Origin of the sequence: Nocardia sp. FBN12, assembly GCF_050320175.1 — a bacterium.
Taxonomy (GTDB): Bacteria; Actinomycetota; Actinomycetes; order Mycobacteriales; family Mycobacteriaceae; genus Nocardia.
The window spans coordinates 1,109,965-1,130,293 of sequence record NZ_CP190048.1; the positions used below are offsets into that span (position 1 = coordinate 1,109,965).

The window sequence follows — 20,329 nt, forward strand, 5'->3', positions numbered from 1 at the left end:
TAGCTATCTATCTCTGGGAGATTCGCATGTCTGTCCTGACCGTCCCTTCGCTGCCCCGCCCCAACGCCCCGCTGCATCGACCGCTGATGTATTTCGCCGCCGTCAACGCTGCGCTCGTAGTGGTCGGACTGATCGGGATGCTGGTCGACGACCGCGTGATCGCCGGGTCGACCGCCTGGTTCAAGCCGACCAAGTTCGCGATCTCGTTCGTGTTCTACAGCGTGGCGCTGGCCTGGTTGATGTCGTTGCGGCCCAAGCCTTCTCGGCTCACCTCGTGGATGGCCACGGTGATCGTGGTGACCGGCGTGATCGAACAGGTGATCATCTTCGGGCAGGTGATCCGCGGCACGCGCAGCCACTACAACATGACCACCGCCTTCGACGGCGCCCTCTGGGTGATCATGGGATCCAGCATCGTCATCCTGTTCCTGGCAACCCTGGTGATCGGCATCGGGCTGATGCGCGCACGTCTCGGCGACGCCTCGGTCACCTGGTCGATTCGTCTCGGCATCGCGATCACGTTGGTCGGGTTGGCACTGGGAAATCTGATGCCGCAACAGGAATCCGGCGTCGAGGGTATCGCGGGCGCGCACACGGTCGGAGCCCCCGACGGCACACCCGGCATGCCGCTGACCGGGTGGAGCACCACCGACGGTGACCTGCGCATCCCGCACTTCTTCGGCATGCACGCCCTGCAGGCATTGCCCCTGCTCGCCGCACTACTGGTGTTCTCGGCGCCGCGGATCCCCTTGTTGCGGTCGGTGCGCGTGCGACTCGGCTTGATCATCACCGCGTCGGCGGGTTACGCGGCGGTCCTCGCCCTGGTCACCTGGCAGGCACTGCGTGGTCAGCCCCTGATCCACCCTGATCAGGCCACCCTCACCGCCGCGGCCGCGATTCTCACCGGAGTCGTTGTCGGAGTATTGATCTCGGTCGCGAGCGCGACCGACCTTCGAAAGGTAGCCACCGCATGAGCACCCTGTTCGATCTGTCGTTCTTCGTCACGGTGCCGTTCTGGGCCTTGATGATCTTCGCCCCGACCTGGCGCTTGACCCGCGCGATCATCTCGTCACCGTGGATTGTGCTGGTGCCCTTGGTGGTGTGGGCGATTGTCGCAGTCCCGGTGCTGGGTGCGCTGTGGTCGCTGGTGACCTCGCCGTCCTTGGCCGCCATCACCGACGCCGTCGCCGACCCCGCTGTGCTGACCGCGCTGTGGGCGCAGATCATCGCCTGGGACCTGTTCCTCGGGCGCTGGATCTACCTCGACAGCCGCGAGCGCAACGTCCACCCACTGCTGATGGGCCCGCTGCTGGTCGGCACGATCCTGTTGTCGCCCATCGCCTTCCCGATCTACCTGCTGGTGCGTGAGGTCACCCAGCGTGGTACTTCACCGGTGCCGCAGACGAGTTCGGTCAGCGCGTAGCATGCCGAAGTGTCGAGCACCGAGGAAGACCTACGAGGCACTGGTCAACCTCGACGGCATCGTCCTGCTCGCCACCGGCAACGCCGCGCTGGTCGCCCACGACGGCGTGGTGACCAGGCCGGTCACCGGCCTGAGCCCGTGCGAACTCGCCCTGGCCTGGCGTCGCGACGACAACCGCCCACTCGTGCGGGGCTATGTGGCAGCGTGCGTACTGGCCACCTCGCGGTGACCAGCCGCTACAACGGCATCAGGCGATGTTTGCGCGGGGCCTGCTCGATGTGTTTGTCGCCGAGCAGGCGCAGTGCCTTGCGGATTTCCAGGCGGGTGGTCGAGGGCTCGATGACCGCGTCGATATAGCCGCGTTCGGCGGCGATCCACGGGGTGGCGACGGCGGCGTTGTAGAAGTCGACCATCTGCTGACGCACGGCGGGCCGCTCGGCCTCGGGGACGGCGGCGAGCTGTTTGCGCTGCGTCAGGCCGACCGCGGCTTCGGCGCCCATCACCGCGATGCGCGCGGTCGGCCAGGCGAGGTTGATATCGCCGCCGAGCTGCTTGCAGCCCATCACCGCGTAGCCGCCGCCGTAGGCCTTGCGAACCACGACGGTGATGATCGGGACGGTGGCCTCGACGACCGCGTAGAAGAACCGGCCGCCGCGTTTGATGACGCCGATCTTCTCCTCCTCGACACCCGGCAGTACGCCCGGTGTGTCGACCACGAACACCAGCGGAATCTCGAACGCGTCGCAGAGCCGGATGAAGTGCGCGGCCTTGTCCGACCCGCGCGCGTCGATCGCGCCGCTCGCCACCAGTGGCTGATTGGCGACGACACCGACACTGCGTCCGTCGACCCGTGCGAATCCGGTGATCAGATTGCGCGCGGCGCCGTCGCCGACCTCGTGGAACTCGCCGTCGTCGAAGATCCGCAGCAGCACCTCGTACATGTCGTAACCCATGCGGTCGGAATCCGGTATGAGCGAATCCAGTTCGCGATCGGAGTCGGTGATCTCGGGCTCGAGACCGGGATTGACCAGCGGTGCCCGCTCGTAGCAGTTCGACGGCATGAAGCTCAAATAGGTTCGCGCCCACTCGAATGCGGCCTTCTCGTCCACCGCCACATGGTGGATGTTGCCGTTGTGCGCCTGGTTGAACGCGCCGCCGAGCTCGTCGAGAGTCACTTCCTCGCCGGTGGTCTCGCGGATGATCTCGGGACCCGTCACGAACATGTACGCGGACTCGGTCGCGATCAGCACATCGGTGTTGATCGGCGAATACACCGCGCCCGCAGCGCATTTGCCCAACATCACCGACACCTGCGGCACCACCCCCGACAGCCGGGTCTGGCGCCTGCTCATCTCCGCGTACCAGGCCAGCGAGGTGACCGCGTCCTGCACCCTGGCGCCACCGGAGTCGTTGATCGCCACGAACGGGCACGCGATATCGGCCGCCAGATCCATCGCCATCGCGACTTTGCGCCCGAACATCTCACCCACCGAACCACCGAACACGGTCTGGTCGTGCGCGATTACCACGACCGGGCGCCCGTCGATCCGGCCGTGCCCGGTGACCACACCGTCACCATAGAGACCGTCGGCCGCACCCGGCTGCTTCACCAATGCGCCGATCTCGGTGAAACTGCCCTGGTCGAGCAGTATTTCGATGCGTTCGCGTGGGCTGGGAATTCCCTTCGCCGCCCGCTTGGCGATCCCCGCGTCCCCCGCGGGTTCCCGCGCGGCCGTCAGATTGTTCCGAAGCTCTTGCAGTTTCGCAGCAGTAGTCGACTCCACCACGCACGCCCTTCCTCGTCCTGGTCGAGCTCTCCTTCATCGGTTCGCTAGAGCGTAGCGCCGAGGGGCGCGCCGCCGTCAGCGGCACGTCGGCGGCGGTACCTGACGAATCATGCCGGATCGTCGCCGGTGTCCGCGGTGTGGCCGCCGAACGCGATGCGCAACTGGCCGAGCAGCACCTTCGCGGCCGGGTTGAGTGGGCGGTCGGTGCGCCACACGAGTGCCAGCCTGCCGTGGATTCGCGGGGCGACGATGTCGAGTGTCCGCACCGCGAAGTTTGCTGCCTCGGCGAGGGTGAGCGCGGGGACGATCGCGGTGCCGAGACCGCGCGCGGCGAGTTCGAGCAGGAACGGTGGAGCGGCCGCCTCGAAGGCGATGTCGGGGGTGAAACCCGCTGCCGTGCACGACCGTTCGAAGACACCACGCAGGCCGGTGCCGCGGGTGAGACAGATGAGGCGCCGGTCGGCGAGGTCGGCCACGGCGATGGTGCCAGCCGACTCGGCGGGATCGACGGGTGCGTCGCGAGCGACCGCGGCGGCGAGGGTGGTCTCCAGGATGACCTCCACGCCGACCCCGGAACCGATTGGGGCGCCGGTCAATCCGGTCAACGCGATATCGAGCTCGTCGTTTTCGATGGCGGCGAGCATCCTTTCGGTGGTGTCCTCGGTGAGGCTGATCCCGACCTGTGGATGATCGTGATGGAAATCGGCGAGTACTCCTGCGACATCGAACATCTCGAACGCCGCACCGGAGATCATTCCCAACCGGACCTGACCCCGCAGCAGCCCCGTGAACTCCTGCACGGTCTCGCCGATCCGGTCGGCCGCGGCCAATGCGGCCCGCGCGTGTTCGAGGACGGCGGCGCCGATTTCCGTGAGCGTCACGGTGCGGGCGCCTCGGTCGAGTAGCGGCTGCCCGAGCTCGCGTTCGAGCTGACGGATCTGGGTGCTGAGACCCGGTTGGGCCAGGTGCAGGCGTTCGGCGGCCCGGGTGAAGCCGCCTTCGTCGACGACCGTTACGAAGTAGCGCAGCTGCCGCAATTCCATAACTATCGATTATACGTATCAGAAGAACTATCTCTTTTACTTACTTATCGATCCCGCGCACAGTCGAAGACATGACCGATATCGCGACGCAATCGACCTTCGCAGGCCCTGTCTTCACTCCCGGCGACACCGGGTACGCCGAGGAGATCGCCGGCTTCCAAACCGCCTATACCCACCGTCCCGCCTTCGTGGTCGGCGCCCTGCACGCCGAGGATGTGCGGGCGGCGGTGGAATTCGCCGCGCGGCACGACCTTCCGGTCGCGGTGCAGGCCACCGGGCACGGACTGTCCGTGGCTGCCGATGGCGGCGTGCTCATCACGACCGGCCGGATGGACGCCGTCACCGTCGATCCCAGGGCCCGCACCGCGCGCATCGGTGCGGGAGTGCGGGCGGGGGCACTGGTCGAGGCGGCCGCTCGGTACGGGCTGGCGCCGTTGAACGGGTCCTCGCCGTCGGTGGGGATGGTCGGGTATGTGCTCGGGGGTGGGCTCGGGCTGTTGGCTCGGGAATTCGGTTATGCGGCAGATCATGTGCGCTCGTTGGACCTGGTGACTGCCGATGGCAGGATGCGCACACTCACGCCCGAAGACGAATTGTTCGGGGCGGTACTGGGTTCGGGCGGGAACTTCGGTGTGGTGACCGGGCTCGAACTCGATCTCGTGCCCGTCACCGAAATCTACGGCGGGCAGCTGGTTTTCGATACGCCGCTGGTCGATGCGGCGCTGGAGGCCTGGCGCATTTGGACCGCGACCGTGCCGAGCGAACTGACTTCCACGATCGCCGTGGTGACCTATCCCGATATCCCGCCCGTGCCGGAATCGTTGCGCGGCCGCCACGTTGCCTCGATCCGGATCGCCTTCGACGGGCCGGACGAGGAGGGGCAGCGGTGGGTCGCGCCGTTGCGGCAGCTCGGACCTCGGCTGAGTGATGACCTGCGCACCATGCCCTACGCCGAATCGCACACTATCCACAGTGATCCGCCTTTCCCGCATGCTTACGCCGCGACCAACGCCTTGCTCTCGGAGCTGACTCCAGAGGGGCTGTCCGCGCTGCGCACGTTGACCGCGCCGGGCGGGTCGGTCGACGCGGTCATCGACATCCGTCATCTCGGTGCGGCTCTCCGGCACGGTGGCGCGGCGTCGATCGATCATCGCAACGCCGACTACATCGTGCGGGTGATCACCGCGCCCGGCGAGGGCGACTCCGCGCCCGAAGGCCTCGCGGCGGTCCGAGAGGTGTTGGCGCCGTGGATGATCGGGCACAGTCTCGCGTTCCTCTACGGCGCGGGCGGTGCGGCCGACGATGCGCAGACCGCGGCCGGATACTCCCCGGACACCTACCGCTGGCTGGCTGCGGCCAAGGCGAAGTACGACCCGCGGAACATGTTCCGCGCCAACCGGAATATCGCTCCCGGCTCCTAGCGCGGCTTGCTCAGCCTCCCGATATCTACTATCTTAGTGATATCACTCAGATATCGGGAGGATGTCATGAAGCTTCGGTCCGCATTCCGCGTCAACGGGTTCGCTGTCTTGCTGGGGTGGCTGGTGTTCACCTTGTTGCTCGGCGCCGCCACCGTTCTCGCGTTCATTTCCGCCACCAAGAACGACGGTGGCGCACTGGCTTGGACCGGCGCGGTAGCCGCCATCGTCGCGATGCTGGTCGTCTCGTTGCTCGCCACCGGGCTGATCATCGTGAATCCCAACGAGGCCAAGGTCGTCACCTTCTTCGGCCGCTACATCGGCTCGGTCAGTGACCCCGGGTTCTTCTCGGTGGTCCCGCTCACCGACCGCAAAACCATCTCGCTGCGGGTACGTAACTTCGAGACCCAGAAGCTCAAGGTCAACGACGCCGACGGCAATCCGGTCGAGATCGCGGCGGTCGTGGTCTACAAGGTGGTCGACAGCTTCAAGGCGGCCTTCGCCGTCGACGACTACGAGGAGTACGTCGAAACCCAGTCCGAGGCGGCGGTGCGCCACCTCGCCACCACCCACCCCTACGATGCCCACGACGACGCCCGCACCAGCCTGCGCGACGGTGCCGAGGTCGCCGAGGAACTCACCGTCGAGCTGCGTGAACGCACCCTCACCGCGGGCATCGAGGTGATCGAGGCCCGCATCACCCACCTCGCCTACGCCCCCGAGATCGCCCAGGCGATGCTCGTGCGCCAGCAGGCCGCCCAGGTCGTCGCCGCCCGGGTCCAGATCGTCGAAGGCGCCGTCGGCATGGTCGCCCTCGCGCTCGACCGCCTCGCCGAACAGGGCACCGTCGAACTCGACGAGGAACGCAAGGCCAACATGGTCTCCAACCTGCTCGTCGTACTCTGCGGCGACCGCGCCATCCAGCCGGTAGTCAACACCGGATCCCTCTACGCCTGAGCCGCCCCGTGACCCAGCCGAAGAAGGACCCCAAAAAGATCCTGCTGCGGCTCGACCCGGCCGTCCATGAGGCAATAGCCAAGTGGGCGGCCGACGACCTGCGCAGCATCAACTCCCAGATCGAATACGCCCTGCGCCTCGCCCTCGACCAAGCGGGCCGAAAACCCAAGCGCGACTAGCGGATCGATCCCGCCGTGTCAGCCGACCCCGAGAACGCGGGAGAGGAGGCGCTGGCGGGTTCGGGTTCCGGATTTGGCCAGGATGGCCTTCACGTGATCGTTGATCGTGTGTTCGGAGAGGAACAGTTCCGCTGCCAGTTCGCGGGAATCCAGGCCGGTGGCCAGGAGGGTGAGGACCTGGGATTCCCGGGCGGAGAGGGCGTGGGCTCGGGCGAACAGGTCGAGGCGTTCGGTGGCGGTGCTCGGTTCGAGGGACACGGCGATGTCGGTGCCGATACGGTCGGCTTTCACGGTGAGCCAGCGGTTGCCGCCCAGGTGGACGCGGGAGGTCGCGGGGCCGACGGGGGTGCCCGCCTCGGTGGCGAGGAGGGCGGCGGCCGCGTTGTAGACCGAGGCGGGGACGGGGGGAATCGGTTCGTCCGGGGGGAGTAGGCGGAGCAGCGAATCCGCGGCGGCTGCCGTTTGGGAGCGCACGCGCAGGGTGTCGTCGAGGAGTACGACGGCGGGACCGAGTGGCGCGAGCCGGGCGTCGGTTTCGACGAAGGTGGCGCCGACAGTGTGGCGCAGGCCGGCGGTGACTGTGGTTGTCAGCGCACTCAGTGCGGCGAGTTCTGCTGCGGTGAAAGGGGATTCGGTGCAGCGGAGAAGTTCGAGGAAGCCCCAGCAGCCGTAACGGTCGGCGAAGGTGATGGTGGCGGAGTCGGTGATGCCGAGATCGCGCTGCGCGGCGCGCCACAGCAGGGAGCGGTCGGGGTCGCCGTCGGTGGCGCCGAGCAACGAGTGGGCACCGGTGCCGCGCAGTGTGTCCCAGCGATTCAGTGGGGTGAGGTAGCGGGCGCGGATCAAGTCCGGCAGGAGCCCGAGATCGAGACCGGGGACATCGGCCAGTGGTGCCGTCGCCACCGCGGTGACGGGATCGGTGAGGGCGAAGACATGACCGGCGAACGGGATCGTCGCGCGGATCTCGATCAGCACGAGTTCACGGAGTCGTTTGGCGGAGTGATCGGTGCGGCACAGACGGCCGATCCGGTCGGCCAAGGTGCTCGGCACTTTCCCAGTCTACGGCGGAAGACCCCCAGGATCAGGGATGTCGGCGATGCATCGGACCGGTCGACCATGGAGATACCCATTCGGCACGACAACGGAGGCCATCATGACCGTCACCCTGCACATCGACAACACCGTGCGCGACTACGACGACTGGAAGGCCGCGTTCGACCAGTACGAGCGCTTCCGTGCCGACAACGGCGTACGCGCCTACCGCGTCGGCCGGCTCGACGGCGCGCAGGCACGCGTGCTCATCGACCTGGATTTCGACGACCGCGCCGCCGCCGAAGCCTTTCGCACCGCCTTGGCGACCGTGCTCGCCACCCCGCGCAGCCGCGCGATGGTGATCAGTCACGAAGCCTTGCTGGTCGACTTGGTCGACGAGCGCGTTTCTCCCCTGATCGGCGCGCCGGGCGCCCCAGGGGGACAACCGAACTCGTAACCGCCGGTAAATTGATCCGGTGCCCATCTCGTTCGACATTCCTGGAATGCAACAGTTGGACGACACGACCTGGGGGAATCCGGCCACTCGTGACGTCGTCGCGCTCAACTATGTCAACGGCACGCCCGATCTGCCCGCCCGCCTGCACGACCTGAAACGGTTGCGCAGGCGGCTGGCCGAGCATCACGCGCGCACCGGCTGCCTGATCGAGGCCTTCGTGGTGTGGGTCGACCAGTTGCCCGCCTTGCTCCGGGTGGAGAAGACACAACTGCCGGGTCCGCGCGGTGAACTCGTTTTCGCCGCGTCGATCGTGGTGCCCAAGGACCGGTGCTCGGCGGTGTTCCAGATCATCTGCCCCGAGACCGGGGTGCCCGGCGCGCGCGAGACCGCGATCGGGCGGCAGGTCCGTCGCACCGAGATGTGCCCGCCGCACCCGTACGCGCCCGGGCTGCGCGGACGGTTGCCGTATCTGTTGTCCGACGACGTTCGTTTCGATGCCGAGTTCCCCGATCACGCGCTGACCAGGGCGCGCCGCTGGATCGCCGACACGGTGCCCAGCGTGCGGGTCGACCCGTCCTTCGCGGTGCTGCCGGAGTTCTAGGGCTTCTCGGCGATGAAGATGGCGGTCCCGGGGAAGATCTGCCCACGCAGGGGCGACCACTGACCCCATTCGCGGTCGAGCCACTCCGGCCAATCCGGTTCGACGATGTCGACCAGGTGCAGGCCGGCGCCGACGATCTCGCGGACCCGGTCGCCGATCGTGCGATGGTGCTCGACATAGGTCGGTACGCCGTCACCGTCGACCTCTACATAAGGAGTGCGGTCGAAATAGGGGATCGTGGCCGTGAGACCCGCCTCGCCGGGGTCGTCGGGGAAGATCCAGCGCATCGGATGGTTCACCGAGAACACCCAGCGCCCACCCGGCCGCAATACCCGCGCCACCTCGCGCATCACCAGCGCCGAATCGGCGACGAACGGCACTCCGCCGAACGCCGAGCAGGCCAGGTCGAACGTCGCGTCGGCGAAGGGCAGCGCCTCGGCGCCCGCCTGGACAAGGGGTACCCGCGGTCCGCCCTGATCCATCGCGGCCACGCCACGCTCCAGCATCCCCATCGATATATCGAGCCCGACCGGGAACGCGCCGTGCCCGGCCAGCCACCGCGAGCACGGCGCCGACCCGCAGCCGATCTCCAAGATGGTCTTGCCGGTCACGTCACCGAGGAACCCCATGTCACCCTCGTGCAGACCCTCCGGGCACCACACGAACTCGCCGCCGGGGGAGTCGACGCCGAGGAAGTCGGCGTGGGTCTGGTGGTACTGCTCGGCGTCGGCGTCCCACCAGCGGCGATTCGCGCGCTCGCTGTCGCGCGAGTCGATCTTGGTTCGGGTGGTCGCTGAGGTACCCAGCAGCGCGTTGGCCTGCGCGTGGCGTTCGTCGTCGGACACGCCGCACAGGGTATCGGCGCGGCGCGGGGGGTGGTTTGCCCGGCTCCGCGCCGGTCGCGTAGGCTGATGCACGCTGTAGAGGGACGCTGAATTTGATCAGCGGCAAGTGCGACGGTCCGTGCGATACTTTACCGGTATCCCTTCGTCGCGTCGTCGCGGTGATCTCGCAGCGTACCGAAAGATCCAATGTCCGCAACCGACCACAATCCGTCCGGAGCAAACCCACATATGCCCACCACCGTCACCTCGCCGCAGGTAGCCATTAACGACATTGGCTCCGCCGAGGATTTCCTGGCCGCCATCGACGCAACGATCAAGTACTTCAACGATGGTGACATCGTCGAAGGCACCATCGTCAAGGTCGATCGTGACGAGGTCCTGCTGGACATCGGTTACAAGACCGAAGGCGTCATCCCCTCCCGCGAGCTCTCCATCAAGCACGACGTCGACCCGAACGAGGTCGTTTCCGTGGGCGACGCGGTCGAGGCCCTGGTCCTCACCAAGGAGGACAAGGAAGGCCGCCTGATCCTGTCCAAGAAGCGGGCGCAGTACGAGCGCGCGTGGGGCACGATCGAGGAGCTCAAGGAGAAGGACGAGGCCGTCAAGGGCACCGTCATCGAGGTCGTCAAGGGCGGCCTGATCCTCGACATCGGTCTCCGTGGCTTCCTGCCCGCCTCACTCGTCGAGATGCGTCGTGTCCGCGACCTCCAGCCGTACGTCGGCAAGGAGATCGAGGCCAAGATCATCGAGCTCGACAAGAACCGCAACAACGTGGTTCTGTCGCGTCGCGCCTGGCTCGAGCAGACCCAGTCCGAGGTCCGCAGCGAGTTCCTGCACCAGCTCCAGAAGGGCCAGGTCCGCAAGGGCGTCGTGTCCTCCATCGTCAACTTCGGTGCCTTCGTGGACCTGGGTGGCGTCGACGGCCTGGTGCACGTCTCCGAGCTGTCCTGGAAGCACATCGACCACCCGTCCGAGGTTGTCGAGGTCGGCAACGAGGTCACCGTCGAGGTTCTCGACGTCGACCTGGACCGCGAGCGCGTCTCCCTGTCGCTCAAGGCGACCCAGGAAGACCCGTGGCGTCAGTTCGCCCGGACCCACGCCATCGGCCAGATCGTGCCCGGCAAGGTCACCAAGCTGGTTCCCTTCGGTGCCTTCGTGCGCGTCGAAGAGGGCATCGAGGGCCTGGTCCACATCTCCGAGCTGGCCGAGCGCCACGTCGAGGTCCCGGACCAGGTTGTGGCCGTCGGCGACGACGCCATGGTCAAGGTCATCGACATCGACCTCGAGCGTCGTCGTATCTCGCTGTCGCTGAAGCAGGCGAACGAGGACTACAACGCCGAGTTCGACCCGTCGAAGTACGGCATGGCCGACAGCTACGACGATGCGGGCAACTACATCTTCCCCGAAGGCTTCGATCCCGACACCAACGAATGGCTCGACGGGTTCGACAAGCAGCGTGAAGAGTGGGAAGGCCGTTACGCCGAGGCCGAGCGTCGCCACAAGATGCACACTGCCCAGATGGAGAAGATGGCAGCCGACGCTGCCGCCGAGGCCGCCGCTGGTGGTCCCGTCGCGGGCAACTACTCCTCCGAGACCGGTGGCAGCGCGCCTGCGTCCACCTCCGGTGCGGCCGAGTCCACGGGCGGCTCGCTGGCCAGCGATGCCCAGCTCGCGGCTCTGCGGGAGAAGCTCAGCGGCAACGCCTGATTCAGCGGCAAACGCCTGAATCGACAGCTACACAACCGAAGGCCCTGGTCCACATGGACCGGGGCCTTCGGCCTTTTCCGGGGTGATCGTGTTCAGCGGCCGACGGTGAAGCGTCGCTGGAGGTGACGCGGGTTGTCGACCTCGTCGAGGAGCGCGACGGCGAGGTCCTCGGCCGAGATATCGGTGTCGGAGTCGAGAAGCTGATCGCCGCCGAGTCGATAGCGACCGGTGCGCGGCCCCGGTTCGATCCGCCCCGAGGACGGGCTCAGATAGGTCCAGTGCCGATTGGACTGACGATAGACATTCAGCGCATCGCGGCCGGCGAGTACGGCTTCGCGATACTCGGCCGGTACTCGCAGTTCCTCGGTGAGCACCCGGGTGAAGTCCGGTGTGTCGACCAGCTGCAGGCCGGGGGCGACCTCCAAGCTGCCGCCACCACCGACGACGACCAACCGGATGTCCGGATGTTGTTGCAGCGCACCGACCATCGCCCGCGCGCCGACGACGAAGTTGCCTGCCTTGGCGATGGTGTCGGCGATGCCGTGCCCCGCGTTGACCGCGCTGATCACCACGTCGAGCCCCTCGATCGCGGCGGCGATGCTGTCGGTGTCGAGCCAATCGGCGGCTCGCCACGTGGTGTCGCCCTGCTCGGCGGGAAAACGGGCGCCATCGCGGGTGAACGCCGTCACCCGGTGACCTCGATGCTGTGCTTCGGCAACCACTCGGGAGCCGATGACGCCGGTCGCGCCGAATACTCCGATGTTCACAATGACCTCGGTTTCTCTTCAGGGTTCGTTTACTACACGCCGTTCAGTAACAGCACGGCTGATAGTAGACGAACGCTGTAAGGTGTCAACCGTGGTCGAGGTGAGGAATCGGCGTGAGCGATTGCGCGAAGAAGCGACAGCGGAGATCAAGGCGATCGCGTTGCGGCTGTTGGCCGACGGTGGTCCCGACGCGATTTCGTTGCGCGCCATCGCCAGAGAGATGGGGATGACCGCCGGGGCGCTGTACGGATACTTCCCGGCTCGGGACGACCTGATCACCACCTTGATCGCCGATGTCTACACCTCGCTCGTCGACCGGGCCGAGGCCGCGCGCGATGCGGTGCCCGAGGCCGATCCGGCGGGGCGGATCGTGGCCTGGGGCGAGACTGTCCGGGAGTGGGCGGTCGCCAATCCCGCTGGGTTCAAGTTGATCTACGGCGATCCGGTCCTGGGTTACCAGCCGCCGTCGGAGGGGCCCGCTCGCGAGGCGGAGCTGCGTGCGTGCAGCGGATTGGTCGGCCTGGCCGCGGCGGCCTGGCCGCACGCGGCGGCCTCGCAGACCATCGGCGCACCGGCGTGGCCGGATTTCGATCCCGCGCTCGTCGATCACGTGCGCGGTGAATTCCCCGATCTGCCACCCGCGGGATTGGCTCTCGCGCTGCGGATGTGGGGGCGCATGCACGGGTTGCTCGCATTGGAGATCTACGGTCATCTCGGGCCTCGGGCGCAACAACCGGACAAGCTCTATCGAGCGGAGATGCTCGATCTGGTCCGTTCACTCGGGTTGCGGGAGTAGGGCACTGGACCCGGCTGCCGGCGGATCACCGGCGGTGCGTTCGCCTCGCGGGCGGTCCTCAGCTCGCGGCGGCGGGTGACCAGTAGCCGGCGGGCATGCTGGGTCGTTTGCGTATCGCGGCGAAGCTGTGTCTGGCGGGGGAGAGCAGGGCGGTGAACCAGGAGCGCCGGTATTCGGCGAGAGTTGCTGCCACAGCGGGGAATTCGATGCAGTGCACGCCGCCCGGCATACCGAGGCGGTGGCGAGCCGCCCGGTGGTTCCTGGTACTCATGATCATCCTGTCGGTAGTCGTGCGGCCTTCTCGCCCGCGCGGAAGATTAATCCACGCGACGCGCCCGGCCCGGGATCTTCCGCCGCTCCGGGCATGGGCGTGTCGCAGGTGCTGCCCCGGCGCGGCGGTTGGGATGCGAGACTGGGCCCATGTTGCGGATCGGCCTCACCGGAGGCATGGGAGCGGGTAAATCCACAGTGGCGCGGACACTGGTCGAGCTCGGGGCGGTACTCGTCGACTCCGACGCGATCGCCCGTGAAGTCGTCGCCCCCGGCACGCCGGGTCTGACGGCGCTGGTCGAGGAATTCGGTGCGGGGATCCTGAGCCCTGACGGCAGTCTGGACCGGCCCGCGCTGGCCGCGGTCGCCTTCGCTGACGATGTGTCGCGCGGCAAGCTCAACGCCATCACCCACCCGCTAGTCGGTGCTCGCCAAGCCGAACTGATCGGTGACGCCCCCGTGGACGCCATTGTGGTGCAGGATATTCCGTTGCTCGTGGAGAACGGGCTCGCACCGCTGATGCAGCTCGTCGTTGTCGTCGGAGCAGAAGAACAGACGCGGCTGCGCAGGCTGGTCGAACACCGCGGTGTGGCCGAAGCGGACGCACGGGCCAGGATCGCCGCGCAGGCCACCGACGATCAGCGTCGCGCGGTCGCCGACGTGTGGCTCGACAACAACGGCGCGCCGGAGATGGTGCAAGCGCAGGTTCGTGAGCTGTGGGAGCGGCGCTTGGTGCCGTTCGAACGCAACCAGCGCGAGGGCGTCCGCGCGCGTGCCGAGTATCGCCTCGTCACCGACCCGGAATGGGATGTGCAGGCGCGCCGGATCATCGCCAGGTTGCACCTGGCCTGTGGTGCGTCGGCGGTGCGCATCGATCACGTCGGATCGACCGCGGTCCACGGACTGCCTGCCAAGGACATCATCGACATCCAGGTCACGGTGGCCGACATGGCCACGGCCGAATCGCTGGCGGACGCGTTGACGGCGGGCGGATTTCCCCTGGCCGCGCACGTGACGCACGACAATCCGAAGCCGAGCGCGAGCGATCCGGCGGGCACCGACCTCGCCCGGTGGGGAAAACGCCTGCACGGCAACGCCGATCCCGGTCGGCCCGCCAATGTCCATCTGCGCGTGCAGGATTCGCTCGGTCAGCGGTTCGCGCTCGATCTGCGCGACTGGTTGCGGGCGAACGAGAGCGCGCGAGCGGAGTACCTGGCGATCAAGCGTGGGGCCGAACTCGCGGCGGCGGATCTGGCCGCCGACGCGGCAGGCGACGCCTACTACGGCGTGAAGGAACCGTGGTTCGACGCGGTCTATCCGGTGGTCACCGAGTGGGCTCGCGCCCGCGGGTGAACCACGCGGAAAACTGTTAAACATCAATGTTTCGGAAAACGGCCGAACGGTGTCGTGCGCTGGGTACATTGTGCGAAGTCACTACCGGGTGACTCGAATCACAGGGGAAAGTTGTAGCGCGTATGACAACACATCACCGTCAGTTCGGCCGTGCGAGCTTCGGCATCACCGCACTCGGTGCCGTCGCCGCCAGTATCGTGCTGGCCGCTCCGCAGGCCTCGGCCTGGGTCGGCAACCTCGGCGTGGCCGGAACCGACCACAAGGTCGGTTGCAGCTACAAGTTGACCGCGAGCGTCGAGGTCGATCGACTGACCTCGGTGAAGTTCACCGACAACGGCGTTGACATCCCGGGCAGTCCGGTCTCGCCGTCGCTGCTGTCGGGCACGGTGAGCATCACCTGGAAGCCGACCACGGCGGGCCAGCACAAGCTCGAAGCGCGTCAGCTGCTGATCAGCGACTCGATCACCGTCACCGTCGGCCAGGCCGGGAGCACCGGCAGCGCGTCGTGTGGCGGCGGCCTCGCGGATCTGTTCCCGAGCCTGTCGGCCGGCTGACTCCGCCAATTCGCACCGCCCGGACCGCTACCGAGGTCCGGGCGGTGCGTCGTTTCGGCGCCAGGTCAGCGTCATGGCGTGGGTGTTCAGCCAGCGCTCGAGTGAATACCCGTGCGCGGCGATCCCGTCGACCGCGGCGGTCGCGTGCTCGATCGCGGCCTGGCATTGCGCGGAGTCGAGCAGGGCGGCACTGTGGGCGGCCATCAGCTCGTCGACATCGACGAGCCGGACATCGCGTCCAGTGCGGACGAGCAGATCGAGGTAGTGGTCGACCCCGCGGATCAGAGTCGGAGACTCCCAGGTGAACGAGCCGACATCGACATAGATGTCCTGCCACTGCTCGACGCCGGGGTTGTAGTGCAGCTTCGACGCTCGCAACGACAGCTCGGGCAGCACCCACGATTCGAGGTAGTGGAAGTGCGCGTGATCGGAGTGACGGCCCATGTACAGGCCCCACGGCTCCACCCGGTAGACCTCCACCGCCCGGACGAACCCCTTGGGATCGGTGTTCGTCTTGGCCGCGACGTCGAAGTACTCGACCTTGGGCGGATGCACGTGCACGGTGGATGCCTGCGTCATGAGCGCAGAATCTACCGGCTGACCGCCAGGGACGCGTCCGATGGCCGCTGGGCTGACGGTTCGTGGAAGCGAATGTGTCAGTGGTCGCGCTTAAGCTTGATCCATGGCATTCGCAACCGAGATCCCGACGGAAGGGTACGAAGAGCGGGGTCACCCGATCGCCCATTCCGAGCACCGCCCCGTCGGCACGATCGAGCGCACGGGCGCGCGCTTCGAGGTGGTCAGCGAGTACTCGCCCGCAGGCGACCAGCCCGCGGCCATCGCCGAGCTGGAGCGCCGGGTGAACGCGGGGGAGAAAGATGTCGTGCTGCTCGGCGCCACCGGTACGGGTAAATCGGCGACCACCGCCTGGCTGATCGAGAAGCTGCAGCGCCCCACCCTGGTGATGGCGCCGAACAAGACCCTCGCCGCCCAGCTCGCCAACGAATTGCGCGAGATGCTGCCGAACAACGCGGTGGAGTACTTCGTCTCGTACTACGACTATTACCAACCCGAGGCGTACATCGCCCAGACCGACACCTACATCGAGAAGGACAGCTCGATCAACGACGATGTCGAGCGGTTGCGGCACTCGGCGACCTCGAGTCTGCTCTCGCGTCGCGATGTCGTCGTGGTCGCGTCGGTGTCGTGCATCTACGGTCTCGGCACCCCGCAGTCGTATCTGGATCGGTCGGTGCAGCTCGAGGTCGGCGGCGAGATCGACCGCGACGCGTTGCTGCGTTTGCTCGTCGACGTGCAGTACACCCGCAACGACATGGCATTCACCCGCGGCTCGTTCCGGGTGCGCGGCGACACTGTCGAGATCATCCCGTCCTATGAGGAGCTGGCGATCCGCATCGAGTTCTTCGGTGACGAGATCGAGGCGCTCTACTATTTGCACCCGCTCACCGGTGATGTTGTGCGCCAAGTAGATTCGGCGCGCATCTTCCCGGCCACCCACTACGTGGCCGGACCGGAGCGGATGGAGCGGGCGGTCGCCGACATCGAGACCGAATTGGCCGCGCGGCTGGCGGAGTTCGAGCGGCAGGGCAAGTTGCTCGAGGCGCAGCGGTTGCGCATGCGCACCGAATACGACCTGGAGATGATCCGTCAGGTCGGCTTCTGCTCGGGCATCGAGAACTATTCGCGCCACATCGACGGGCGTCCGGCGGGTTCGGCGCCTGCCACGCTGCTCGACTACTTCCCCGACGATTTCCTGCTGGTGATCGACGAATCGCACGTCACGGTGCCGCAGATCGGTGGCATGTTCGAAGGCGACATGTCGCGCAAGCGCAACCTGGTCGATTTCGGATTCCGGCTGCCCTCCGCGGTCGACAACCGCCCGCTGACCTGGGAGGAATTCGCCGGACGGATCGGTCAGGCGGTGTATCTGTCGGCGACCCCCGGCAACTACGAGCTGGGTCAGGTCGGCGGCGAGGTGGTCGAGCAGGTCATTCGCCCGACCGGCCTGGTCGACCCGAAGGTCGTGGTCAAGCCCACCAAGGGCCAGATCGACGACCTGGTGCACGAGATCCGAGAGCGCGCCGAGCGCAACGAGCGCGTCCTGGTCACCACGCTCACCAAGAAGATGTCCGAAGACCTCACCGACTACCTGCTCGGCCTAGGGGTGAAGGTTCGCTACCTGCACTCCGAGATCGACACGTTGCGCCGTGTCGAGCTGCTCCGGCAGTTGCGCCTTGGCGAATACGACGTACTCGTCGGCATCAACCTGCTGCGCGAGGGCCTCGACCTGCCCGAGGTGTCGCTGGTCGCGATCCTCGACGCCGACAAGGAAGGCTTCCTGCGGTCGAGCACCAGCCTCATCCAGACCATCGGCCGCGCGGCGCGCAACGTGTCCGGCGAGGTGCACATGTACGCCGACAAGATCACCGACTCGATGCGGCACGCCATCGAGGAGACCGACCGCCGCCGGGCCAAGCAGATCGCCTACAACACCGAGAACGGTCTCGACCCGCAGCCGCTGCGCAAGAAGATCGCCGACATCCTGGACCAGGTGTACACCGAGGCCGAGGACGAGGTGGCCGTCGGCGGATCGGGCCGCAACGCCAGCCGCGGCAGGCGCGCGCAAGGCGAGCCGGGCCGGGCCAGTGCGGGTATCTACACCGACCGCGATGTGAAGTCGATGCCACGTGCCGAACTGGCCGCCCTGGTCACCGAACTCACCGCGCAGATGATGAACGCGGCCCGCGAACTGCAGTTCGAGCTGGCGGGCCGCTTGCGCGACGAGATCGCCGACCTGAAGAAGGAGCTGCGCGGCATGGACGCCGCGGGGCTCAGCTGATTCGGATGTCGAACCGAGCCCCGCGGCACGCGCCGTCAGCCTTGCTCGGCCATCCAGGCCGCGACGCGGCGGTCGGCCTCCTCCTTGGAGACGTCCTCGACGCGGGTGATCACCGCCCAGCGGTGGCCGAAGGGGTCGATCACCACGCCGAAGCGGTCGCCGGTGACGAAGGTCTGCGGCTCCTCGGCGCTGCGGGCACCGTGTTCGAGCGCGCGGGCGATCACCGCGTCCACGTCGGGGCAGTAGTGCACCACCGAGGTGTGCACCCAGTCCGCGGGGGCGCGAACATTGTTGTCGGGGATGGGCATTCCGAGCTGCAGGGTGGAATCACCGATGAGCAGTTCGGCGTGCGCGGGCTGTCCGTCGGGCAGGTCGGCTCGGCTGATCAGCTTCGCCTCGAAGACCGCGGTGTAGAAGTCGATGGCCGCGTTACCGTCCGGCACGGCCAGGAAGCAGGTGATGGAGTGGTAGCCCTCCGGAATGGGCGCAACGGGATTGGTCATGACTACGATCCTCGTCCGCCGATGACGGACCGTCTTGTAAGAACGCGACAGTTCGGCCGGTGATGACAGCGGCACCGGATCCCGGTGATATGAAAGGCATCCTGCACCCGGAGGAGCAGGCCAGGCACCGGTCGCTGAACCGGCTCGGCGTTGGGCCCGCGCTGGCCGAGTTCGCGGACCGGTACTGGGTGGTGCGATGGGATCTGCGTGGTCTGCCCAGCTATTCGGCCGAGGTGCTGTCGTTTCCGTGTGTGAATGTCACCTTCGAACGCAGCACCACCCGCACCGGCGGTTTCGTCACCGGAGTGTGCACGACGAAGTATGTGCGCGAACTCGAAGGGGAAGGCGAGACCTTCGGCATCCGGTTCGCCCCCGGCGGCTTCGGTGCCTTCACCGGCATGGATGTCGGAGCGCTACGCGATGATTCGGCGCCGTTGACGTCGGTGCTGCCTGCGGCTCTCGGGCTGGCTGAACGGGTGTTGGCCGAACCCGACGACGAACGCAGACGGACCATCGTCGAGGAATTCTTCGCGGGCCGCGGGCGCACCGACGATCCGCACTACGCGCTGGTGACCCGCATCGTCACGGCCATGGCGAACGATCAGGAACTGACCAGGGTCGACCAGGTCACCGATCGTTTCGCGATCCCGATCCGCACCCTGCAACGCCTGTTCCGCCGCTACGTCGGCGCAGGCCCGAAATGGGTGCTGTGCCGGTTCAGGCTGCAGGACGCCGCCGACCTGCTCGCACACGGCCGCCCCGACCTCGCGGTCCTGGCCGCCGACCTCGGCTATTTCGACCAGGCGCATTTCAGCCGCGAATTCACCGCCGAGATCGGGATGTCGCCGACGGAATACGCCCGCAGCGCACAGGCGGCTCCCGTCACTGCCAACGGTTGACCCTGACGCAAGGGCAACCCCGCAGCATGGTCGGCATGAATACGACAGCCGATCAATTCACCGTCCGCCACAACGGCGTCACGATCCCGGTGTCTCGCGGCGGCACCGGGCGACCGTTGGTGCTGTGCCCCGGTCTGACTTCGACGCAGGCCGAGCTGCACGAACTCATCGACGCGTTGCGGCGCGACTTCGATGTCGTGACCTTCGACCTACGGGGCCATGGCCTTTCGTCCGCCGCCGACCGATACTCCTTCGAGGCGTTCCTCGGCGATTTCGTCGCGGTGATGGCGGAGCTGAGACGCCGCGGCCTGCCCTCGGCGCCCATCCTCGCGGGCCACTCGTACGGCGCGGACCTGGTCGTGCATTACGCCTGCGAGTATCCCGACTCCGTCGGCGAACTCGTCGTGATCGACGGCGCGAATCCGATACCCGCACCGTTCATCACCGCGGCCGACCTGCCGGATTTCCGGGCGCTCTGGGAGAACCTGGAGACCGTCGATGACATTGCGCGCCAGGTGCGGCTCACCGGCCGGCAAATCCTCGACCTCAATCTCGAGCTCGATGTGCTCCGATCCGGGATCGATCTCGAGCTCGATGTTGTCGGGGCCGGAATCCTCGACCGGTACCGCGGGATCGACCATCCGATCCACATGATCATGTCGACCTCGATGGCCGGCGACAGCGGTGAAGGGCGGGCGCCGCGGCACAATCGGCTCTGGCGTGCCGGCATCGATCGGCTGATCCACGAGCGGCCCGGCCTCTCGATCTCCTGGCTCGACGCCACTCACGCACTGGTCGTCACCCACGCCCCGGAAATCGCCCAGATCATCCGCCGTGCGCAGACTCCCGCCGACCGTGCGACTTCCTGAACCACTCCA

The 20,329-nt window shown here is 67.1% G+C and carries 23 protein-coding genes; 15 read left to right on the forward strand and 8 right to left on the reverse strand.

The features are described 5' to 3' along the window. Positions 1-26 precede the first annotated feature (26 nt). The 3 genes from ACQHI0_RS05560 to ACQHI0_RS05570 are packed head-to-tail and all read left to right on the forward strand — an operon-like array spanning position 27 to position 1,652. A complete protein-coding gene (locus ACQHI0_RS05560) occupies positions 27-974 on the forward strand; it encodes a hypothetical protein (RefSeq protein WP_427906846.1) in 948 nt (315 codons plus the stop codon). Further along, positions 971-1,423 carry an ABA4-like family protein gene (locus ACQHI0_RS05565; RefSeq protein WP_427906847.1) on the forward strand — a complete coding sequence of 151 codons (453 nt, stop codon included), beginning with the start codon at positions 971-973 and terminating at the stop codon, positions 1,421-1,423. The genes ACQHI0_RS05560 and ACQHI0_RS05565 overlap by 4 nt, the downstream gene beginning before the upstream one ends. Before the next feature lies 1 nt (position 1,424). Continuing rightward, positions 1,425-1,652: a hypothetical protein gene (locus ACQHI0_RS05570; RefSeq protein WP_427906848.1), complete on the forward strand. Its 228-nt coding sequence runs from the start codon at positions 1,425-1,427 to the stop codon at positions 1,650-1,652. A 7-nt stretch (positions 1,653-1,659) separates the two neighbouring features. Here the strand turns inward: ACQHI0_RS05570 and ACQHI0_RS05575 are convergent, their stop codons facing one another. Next, a complete protein-coding gene (locus tag ACQHI0_RS05575; RefSeq protein ID WP_427909091.1) occupies positions 1,660-3,207 on the reverse strand; it encodes an acyl-CoA carboxylase subunit beta in 1,548 nt (515 codons plus the stop codon). 110 nt (positions 3,208-3,317) lie between these two features. Continuing rightward, on the reverse strand, positions 3,318-4,253 hold the full coding sequence (locus ACQHI0_RS05580; protein ID WP_427906849.1) for a LysR family transcriptional regulator: 936 nt from the start codon (positions 4,251-4,253) through the stop codon (positions 3,318-3,320). A 71-nt stretch (positions 4,254-4,324) separates the two neighbouring features. On the opposite strand from ACQHI0_RS05580, the gene ACQHI0_RS05585 reads away from it, so the two are divergent. From ACQHI0_RS05585 to ACQHI0_RS05595, 3 genes are all read left to right on the forward strand, one after another. Then, positions 4,325-5,674, forward strand: a complete 1,350-nt coding sequence (locus ACQHI0_RS05585) for an FAD-binding oxidoreductase (protein ID WP_427906850.1) — start codon at positions 4,325-4,327, stop codon at positions 5,672-5,674. A gap of 66 nt (positions 5,675-5,740) precedes the next feature. Next, positions 5,741-6,628 (forward strand): SPFH domain-containing protein, encoded by an 888-nt coding sequence (locus tag ACQHI0_RS05590; protein ID WP_427906851.1) that lies wholly within the window; start codon positions 5,741-5,743, stop codon positions 6,626-6,628. Positions 6,629-6,636: 8 nt separating this feature from the next. Beyond that, the gene (locus ACQHI0_RS05595; RefSeq protein ID WP_143875908.1) at positions 6,637-6,807 is read left to right on the forward strand and encodes a toxin-antitoxin system HicB family antitoxin; all 171 of its coding nucleotides are present in this window, start codon (positions 6,637-6,639) and stop codon (positions 6,805-6,807) included. Between the two features lie 18 nt (positions 6,808-6,825). Here ACQHI0_RS05595 and ACQHI0_RS05600 read toward each other — a convergent pair whose 3' ends face one another. Further along, on the reverse strand, positions 6,826-7,857 hold the full coding sequence (locus tag ACQHI0_RS05600) for a response regulator transcription factor (protein ID WP_427906852.1): 1,032 nt from the start codon (positions 7,855-7,857) through the stop codon (positions 6,826-6,828). Positions 7,858-7,960: 103 nt separating this feature from the next. Between ACQHI0_RS05600 and ACQHI0_RS05605 the strand changes: the two genes are divergently transcribed. Together ACQHI0_RS05605 and ACQHI0_RS05610 are read left to right on the forward strand one after the other, a co-directional pair. Next, positions 7,961-8,296, forward strand: a complete 336-nt coding sequence (locus ACQHI0_RS05605) for a hypothetical protein (protein ID WP_427906853.1) — start codon at positions 7,961-7,963, stop codon at positions 8,294-8,296. Positions 8,297-8,342: 46 nt separating this feature from the next. Further along, on the forward strand, positions 8,343-8,897 hold the full coding sequence (locus ACQHI0_RS05610; protein WP_427906854.1) for a hypothetical protein: 555 nt from the start codon (positions 8,343-8,345) through the stop codon (positions 8,895-8,897). On the opposite strand, the gene ACQHI0_RS05615 is transcribed toward ACQHI0_RS05610, so the two are convergent. Then, on the reverse strand, positions 8,894-9,742 hold the full coding sequence (locus ACQHI0_RS05615) for a class I SAM-dependent methyltransferase (protein ID WP_427906855.1): 849 nt from the start codon (positions 9,740-9,742) through the stop codon (positions 8,894-8,896). The two genes, ACQHI0_RS05610 and ACQHI0_RS05615, sit on opposite strands and share 4 nt — an antisense overlap. A gap of 228 nt (positions 9,743-9,970) precedes the next feature. On the opposite strand from ACQHI0_RS05615, the gene rpsA reads away from it, so the two are divergent. After that, positions 9,971-11,449, forward strand: a complete 1,479-nt coding sequence (gene rpsA, locus ACQHI0_RS05620; RefSeq protein ID WP_427906856.1) for a 30S ribosomal protein S1 — start codon at positions 9,971-9,973, stop codon at positions 11,447-11,449. Positions 11,450-11,541: 92 nt separating this feature from the next. Here the strand turns inward: rpsA and ACQHI0_RS05625 are convergent, their stop codons facing one another. After that, entirely contained in the window at positions 11,542-12,216 is a 675-nt protein-coding gene (locus ACQHI0_RS05625; RefSeq protein WP_427906857.1) for an NAD(P)-dependent oxidoreductase, read from the reverse strand. A 91-nt stretch (positions 12,217-12,307) separates the two neighbouring features. Here ACQHI0_RS05625 and ACQHI0_RS05630 point away from each other — a divergent pair, with 91 nt between their 5' ends. Then, entirely contained in the window at positions 12,308-13,012 is a 705-nt protein-coding gene (locus ACQHI0_RS05630; RefSeq protein ID WP_427906858.1) for a TetR/AcrR family transcriptional regulator, read from the forward strand. A 58-nt stretch (positions 13,013-13,070) separates the two neighbouring features. Here ACQHI0_RS05630 and ACQHI0_RS05635 read toward each other — a convergent pair whose 3' ends face one another. After that, positions 13,071-13,283 carry a hypothetical protein gene (locus ACQHI0_RS05635; protein WP_427906859.1) on the reverse strand — a complete coding sequence of 71 codons (213 nt, stop codon included), beginning with the start codon at positions 13,281-13,283 and terminating at the stop codon, positions 13,071-13,073. 149 nt (positions 13,284-13,432) lie between these two features. Here ACQHI0_RS05635 and coaE point away from each other — a divergent pair, with 149 nt between their 5' ends. Together coaE and ACQHI0_RS05645 are read left to right on the forward strand one after the other, a co-directional pair. Beyond that, a complete protein-coding gene (gene coaE / locus ACQHI0_RS05640) occupies positions 13,433-14,635 on the forward strand; it encodes a dephospho-CoA kinase (protein ID WP_427906860.1) in 1,203 nt (400 codons plus the stop codon). 122 nt (positions 14,636-14,757) lie between these two features. After that, positions 14,758-15,189, forward strand: coding sequence for a hypothetical protein (locus ACQHI0_RS05645; protein ID WP_427906861.1), 432 nt, complete (start codon positions 14,758-14,760; stop codon positions 15,187-15,189). Positions 15,190-15,216: 27 nt separating this feature from the next. Here the strand turns inward: ACQHI0_RS05645 and ACQHI0_RS05650 are convergent, their stop codons facing one another. Continuing rightward, entirely contained in the window at positions 15,217-15,768 is a 552-nt protein-coding gene (locus tag ACQHI0_RS05650) for a DUF402 domain-containing protein (RefSeq protein ID WP_427906862.1), read from the reverse strand. A gap of 103 nt (positions 15,769-15,871) precedes the next feature. On the opposite strand from ACQHI0_RS05650, the gene uvrB reads away from it, so the two are divergent. Further along, positions 15,872-18,049: an excinuclease ABC subunit UvrB gene (gene uvrB, locus ACQHI0_RS05655; RefSeq protein WP_427906863.1), complete on the forward strand. Its 2,178-nt coding sequence runs from the start codon at positions 15,872-15,874 to the stop codon at positions 18,047-18,049. Positions 18,050-18,084: 35 nt separating this feature from the next. Here uvrB and ACQHI0_RS05660 read toward each other — a convergent pair whose 3' ends face one another. After that, positions 18,085-18,552, reverse strand: a complete 468-nt coding sequence (locus ACQHI0_RS05660) for a VOC family protein (RefSeq protein WP_427906864.1) — start codon at positions 18,550-18,552, stop codon at positions 18,085-18,087. A 62-nt stretch (positions 18,553-18,614) separates the two neighbouring features. On the opposite strand from ACQHI0_RS05660, the gene ACQHI0_RS05665 reads away from it, so the two are divergent. Next, positions 18,615-19,451 (forward strand): helix-turn-helix domain-containing protein, encoded by an 837-nt coding sequence (locus ACQHI0_RS05665; RefSeq protein WP_427909092.1) that lies wholly within the window; start codon positions 18,615-18,617, stop codon positions 19,449-19,451. Positions 19,452-19,486: 35 nt separating this feature from the next. Further along, positions 19,487-20,320 (forward strand): alpha/beta fold hydrolase, encoded by an 834-nt coding sequence (locus ACQHI0_RS05670; RefSeq protein ID WP_427906865.1) that lies wholly within the window; start codon positions 19,487-19,489, stop codon positions 20,318-20,320. The last annotated feature ends 9 nt before the right edge of the window (positions 20,321-20,329 follow it).

Bases quoted from the DNA above. Each gene is read 5' to 3' on its own strand.
- ACQHI0_RS05560 (WP_427906846.1), top strand. From the start codon at position 27: ATGTCTGTCCTGACCGTCCCTTCGCTGCCCCGCCCCAACGCCCCGCTG.
- ACQHI0_RS05565 (WP_427906847.1), top strand. From the start codon at position 971: ATGAGCACCCTGTTCGATCTGTCGTTCTTCGTCACGGTGCCGTTCTGG.
- ACQHI0_RS05570 (WP_427906848.1), top strand. From the start codon at position 1,425: ATGCCGAAGTGTCGAGCACCGAGGAAGACCTACGAGGCACTGGTCAAC.
- ACQHI0_RS05580 (WP_427906849.1), bottom strand. From the start codon at position 4,253: ATGGAATTGCGGCAGCTGCGCTACTTCGTAACGGTCGTCGACGAAGGC.
- ACQHI0_RS05585 (WP_427906850.1), top strand. From the start codon at position 4,325: ATGACCGATATCGCGACGCAATCGACCTTCGCAGGCCCTGTCTTCACT.
- ACQHI0_RS05590 (WP_427906851.1), top strand. From the start codon at position 5,741: ATGAAGCTTCGGTCCGCATTCCGCGTCAACGGGTTCGCTGTCTTGCTG.
- ACQHI0_RS05605 (WP_427906853.1), top strand. From the start codon at position 7,961: ATGACCGTCACCCTGCACATCGACAACACCGTGCGCGACTACGACGAC.
- ACQHI0_RS05610 (WP_427906854.1), top strand. From the start codon at position 8,343: ATGCAACAGTTGGACGACACGACCTGGGGGAATCCGGCCACTCGTGAC.
- rpsA (WP_427906856.1), top strand. From the start codon at position 9,971: ATGCCCACCACCGTCACCTCGCCGCAGGTAGCCATTAACGACATTGGC.
- ACQHI0_RS05635 (WP_427906859.1), bottom strand. From the start codon at position 13,283: ATGAGTACCAGGAACCACCGGGCGGCTCGCCACCGCCTCGGTATGCCG.
- coaE (WP_427906860.1), top strand. From the start codon at position 13,433: ATGTTGCGGATCGGCCTCACCGGAGGCATGGGAGCGGGTAAATCCACA.
- ACQHI0_RS05645 (WP_427906861.1), top strand. From the start codon at position 14,758: ATGACAACACATCACCGTCAGTTCGGCCGTGCGAGCTTCGGCATCACC.
- ACQHI0_RS05650 (WP_427906862.1), bottom strand. From the start codon at position 15,768: ATGACGCAGGCATCCACCGTGCACGTGCATCCGCCCAAGGTCGAGTAC.
- uvrB (WP_427906863.1), top strand. From the start codon at position 15,872: ATGGCATTCGCAACCGAGATCCCGACGGAAGGGTACGAAGAGCGGGGT.
- ACQHI0_RS05660 (WP_427906864.1), bottom strand. From the start codon at position 18,552: ATGACCAATCCCGTTGCGCCCATTCCGGAGGGCTACCACTCCATCACC.
- ACQHI0_RS05665 (WP_427909092.1), top strand. From the start codon at position 18,615: ATGACAGCGGCACCGGATCCCGGTGATATGAAAGGCATCCTGCACCCG.
- ACQHI0_RS05670 (WP_427906865.1), top strand. From the start codon at position 19,487: ATGAATACGACAGCCGATCAATTCACCGTCCGCCACAACGGCGTCACG.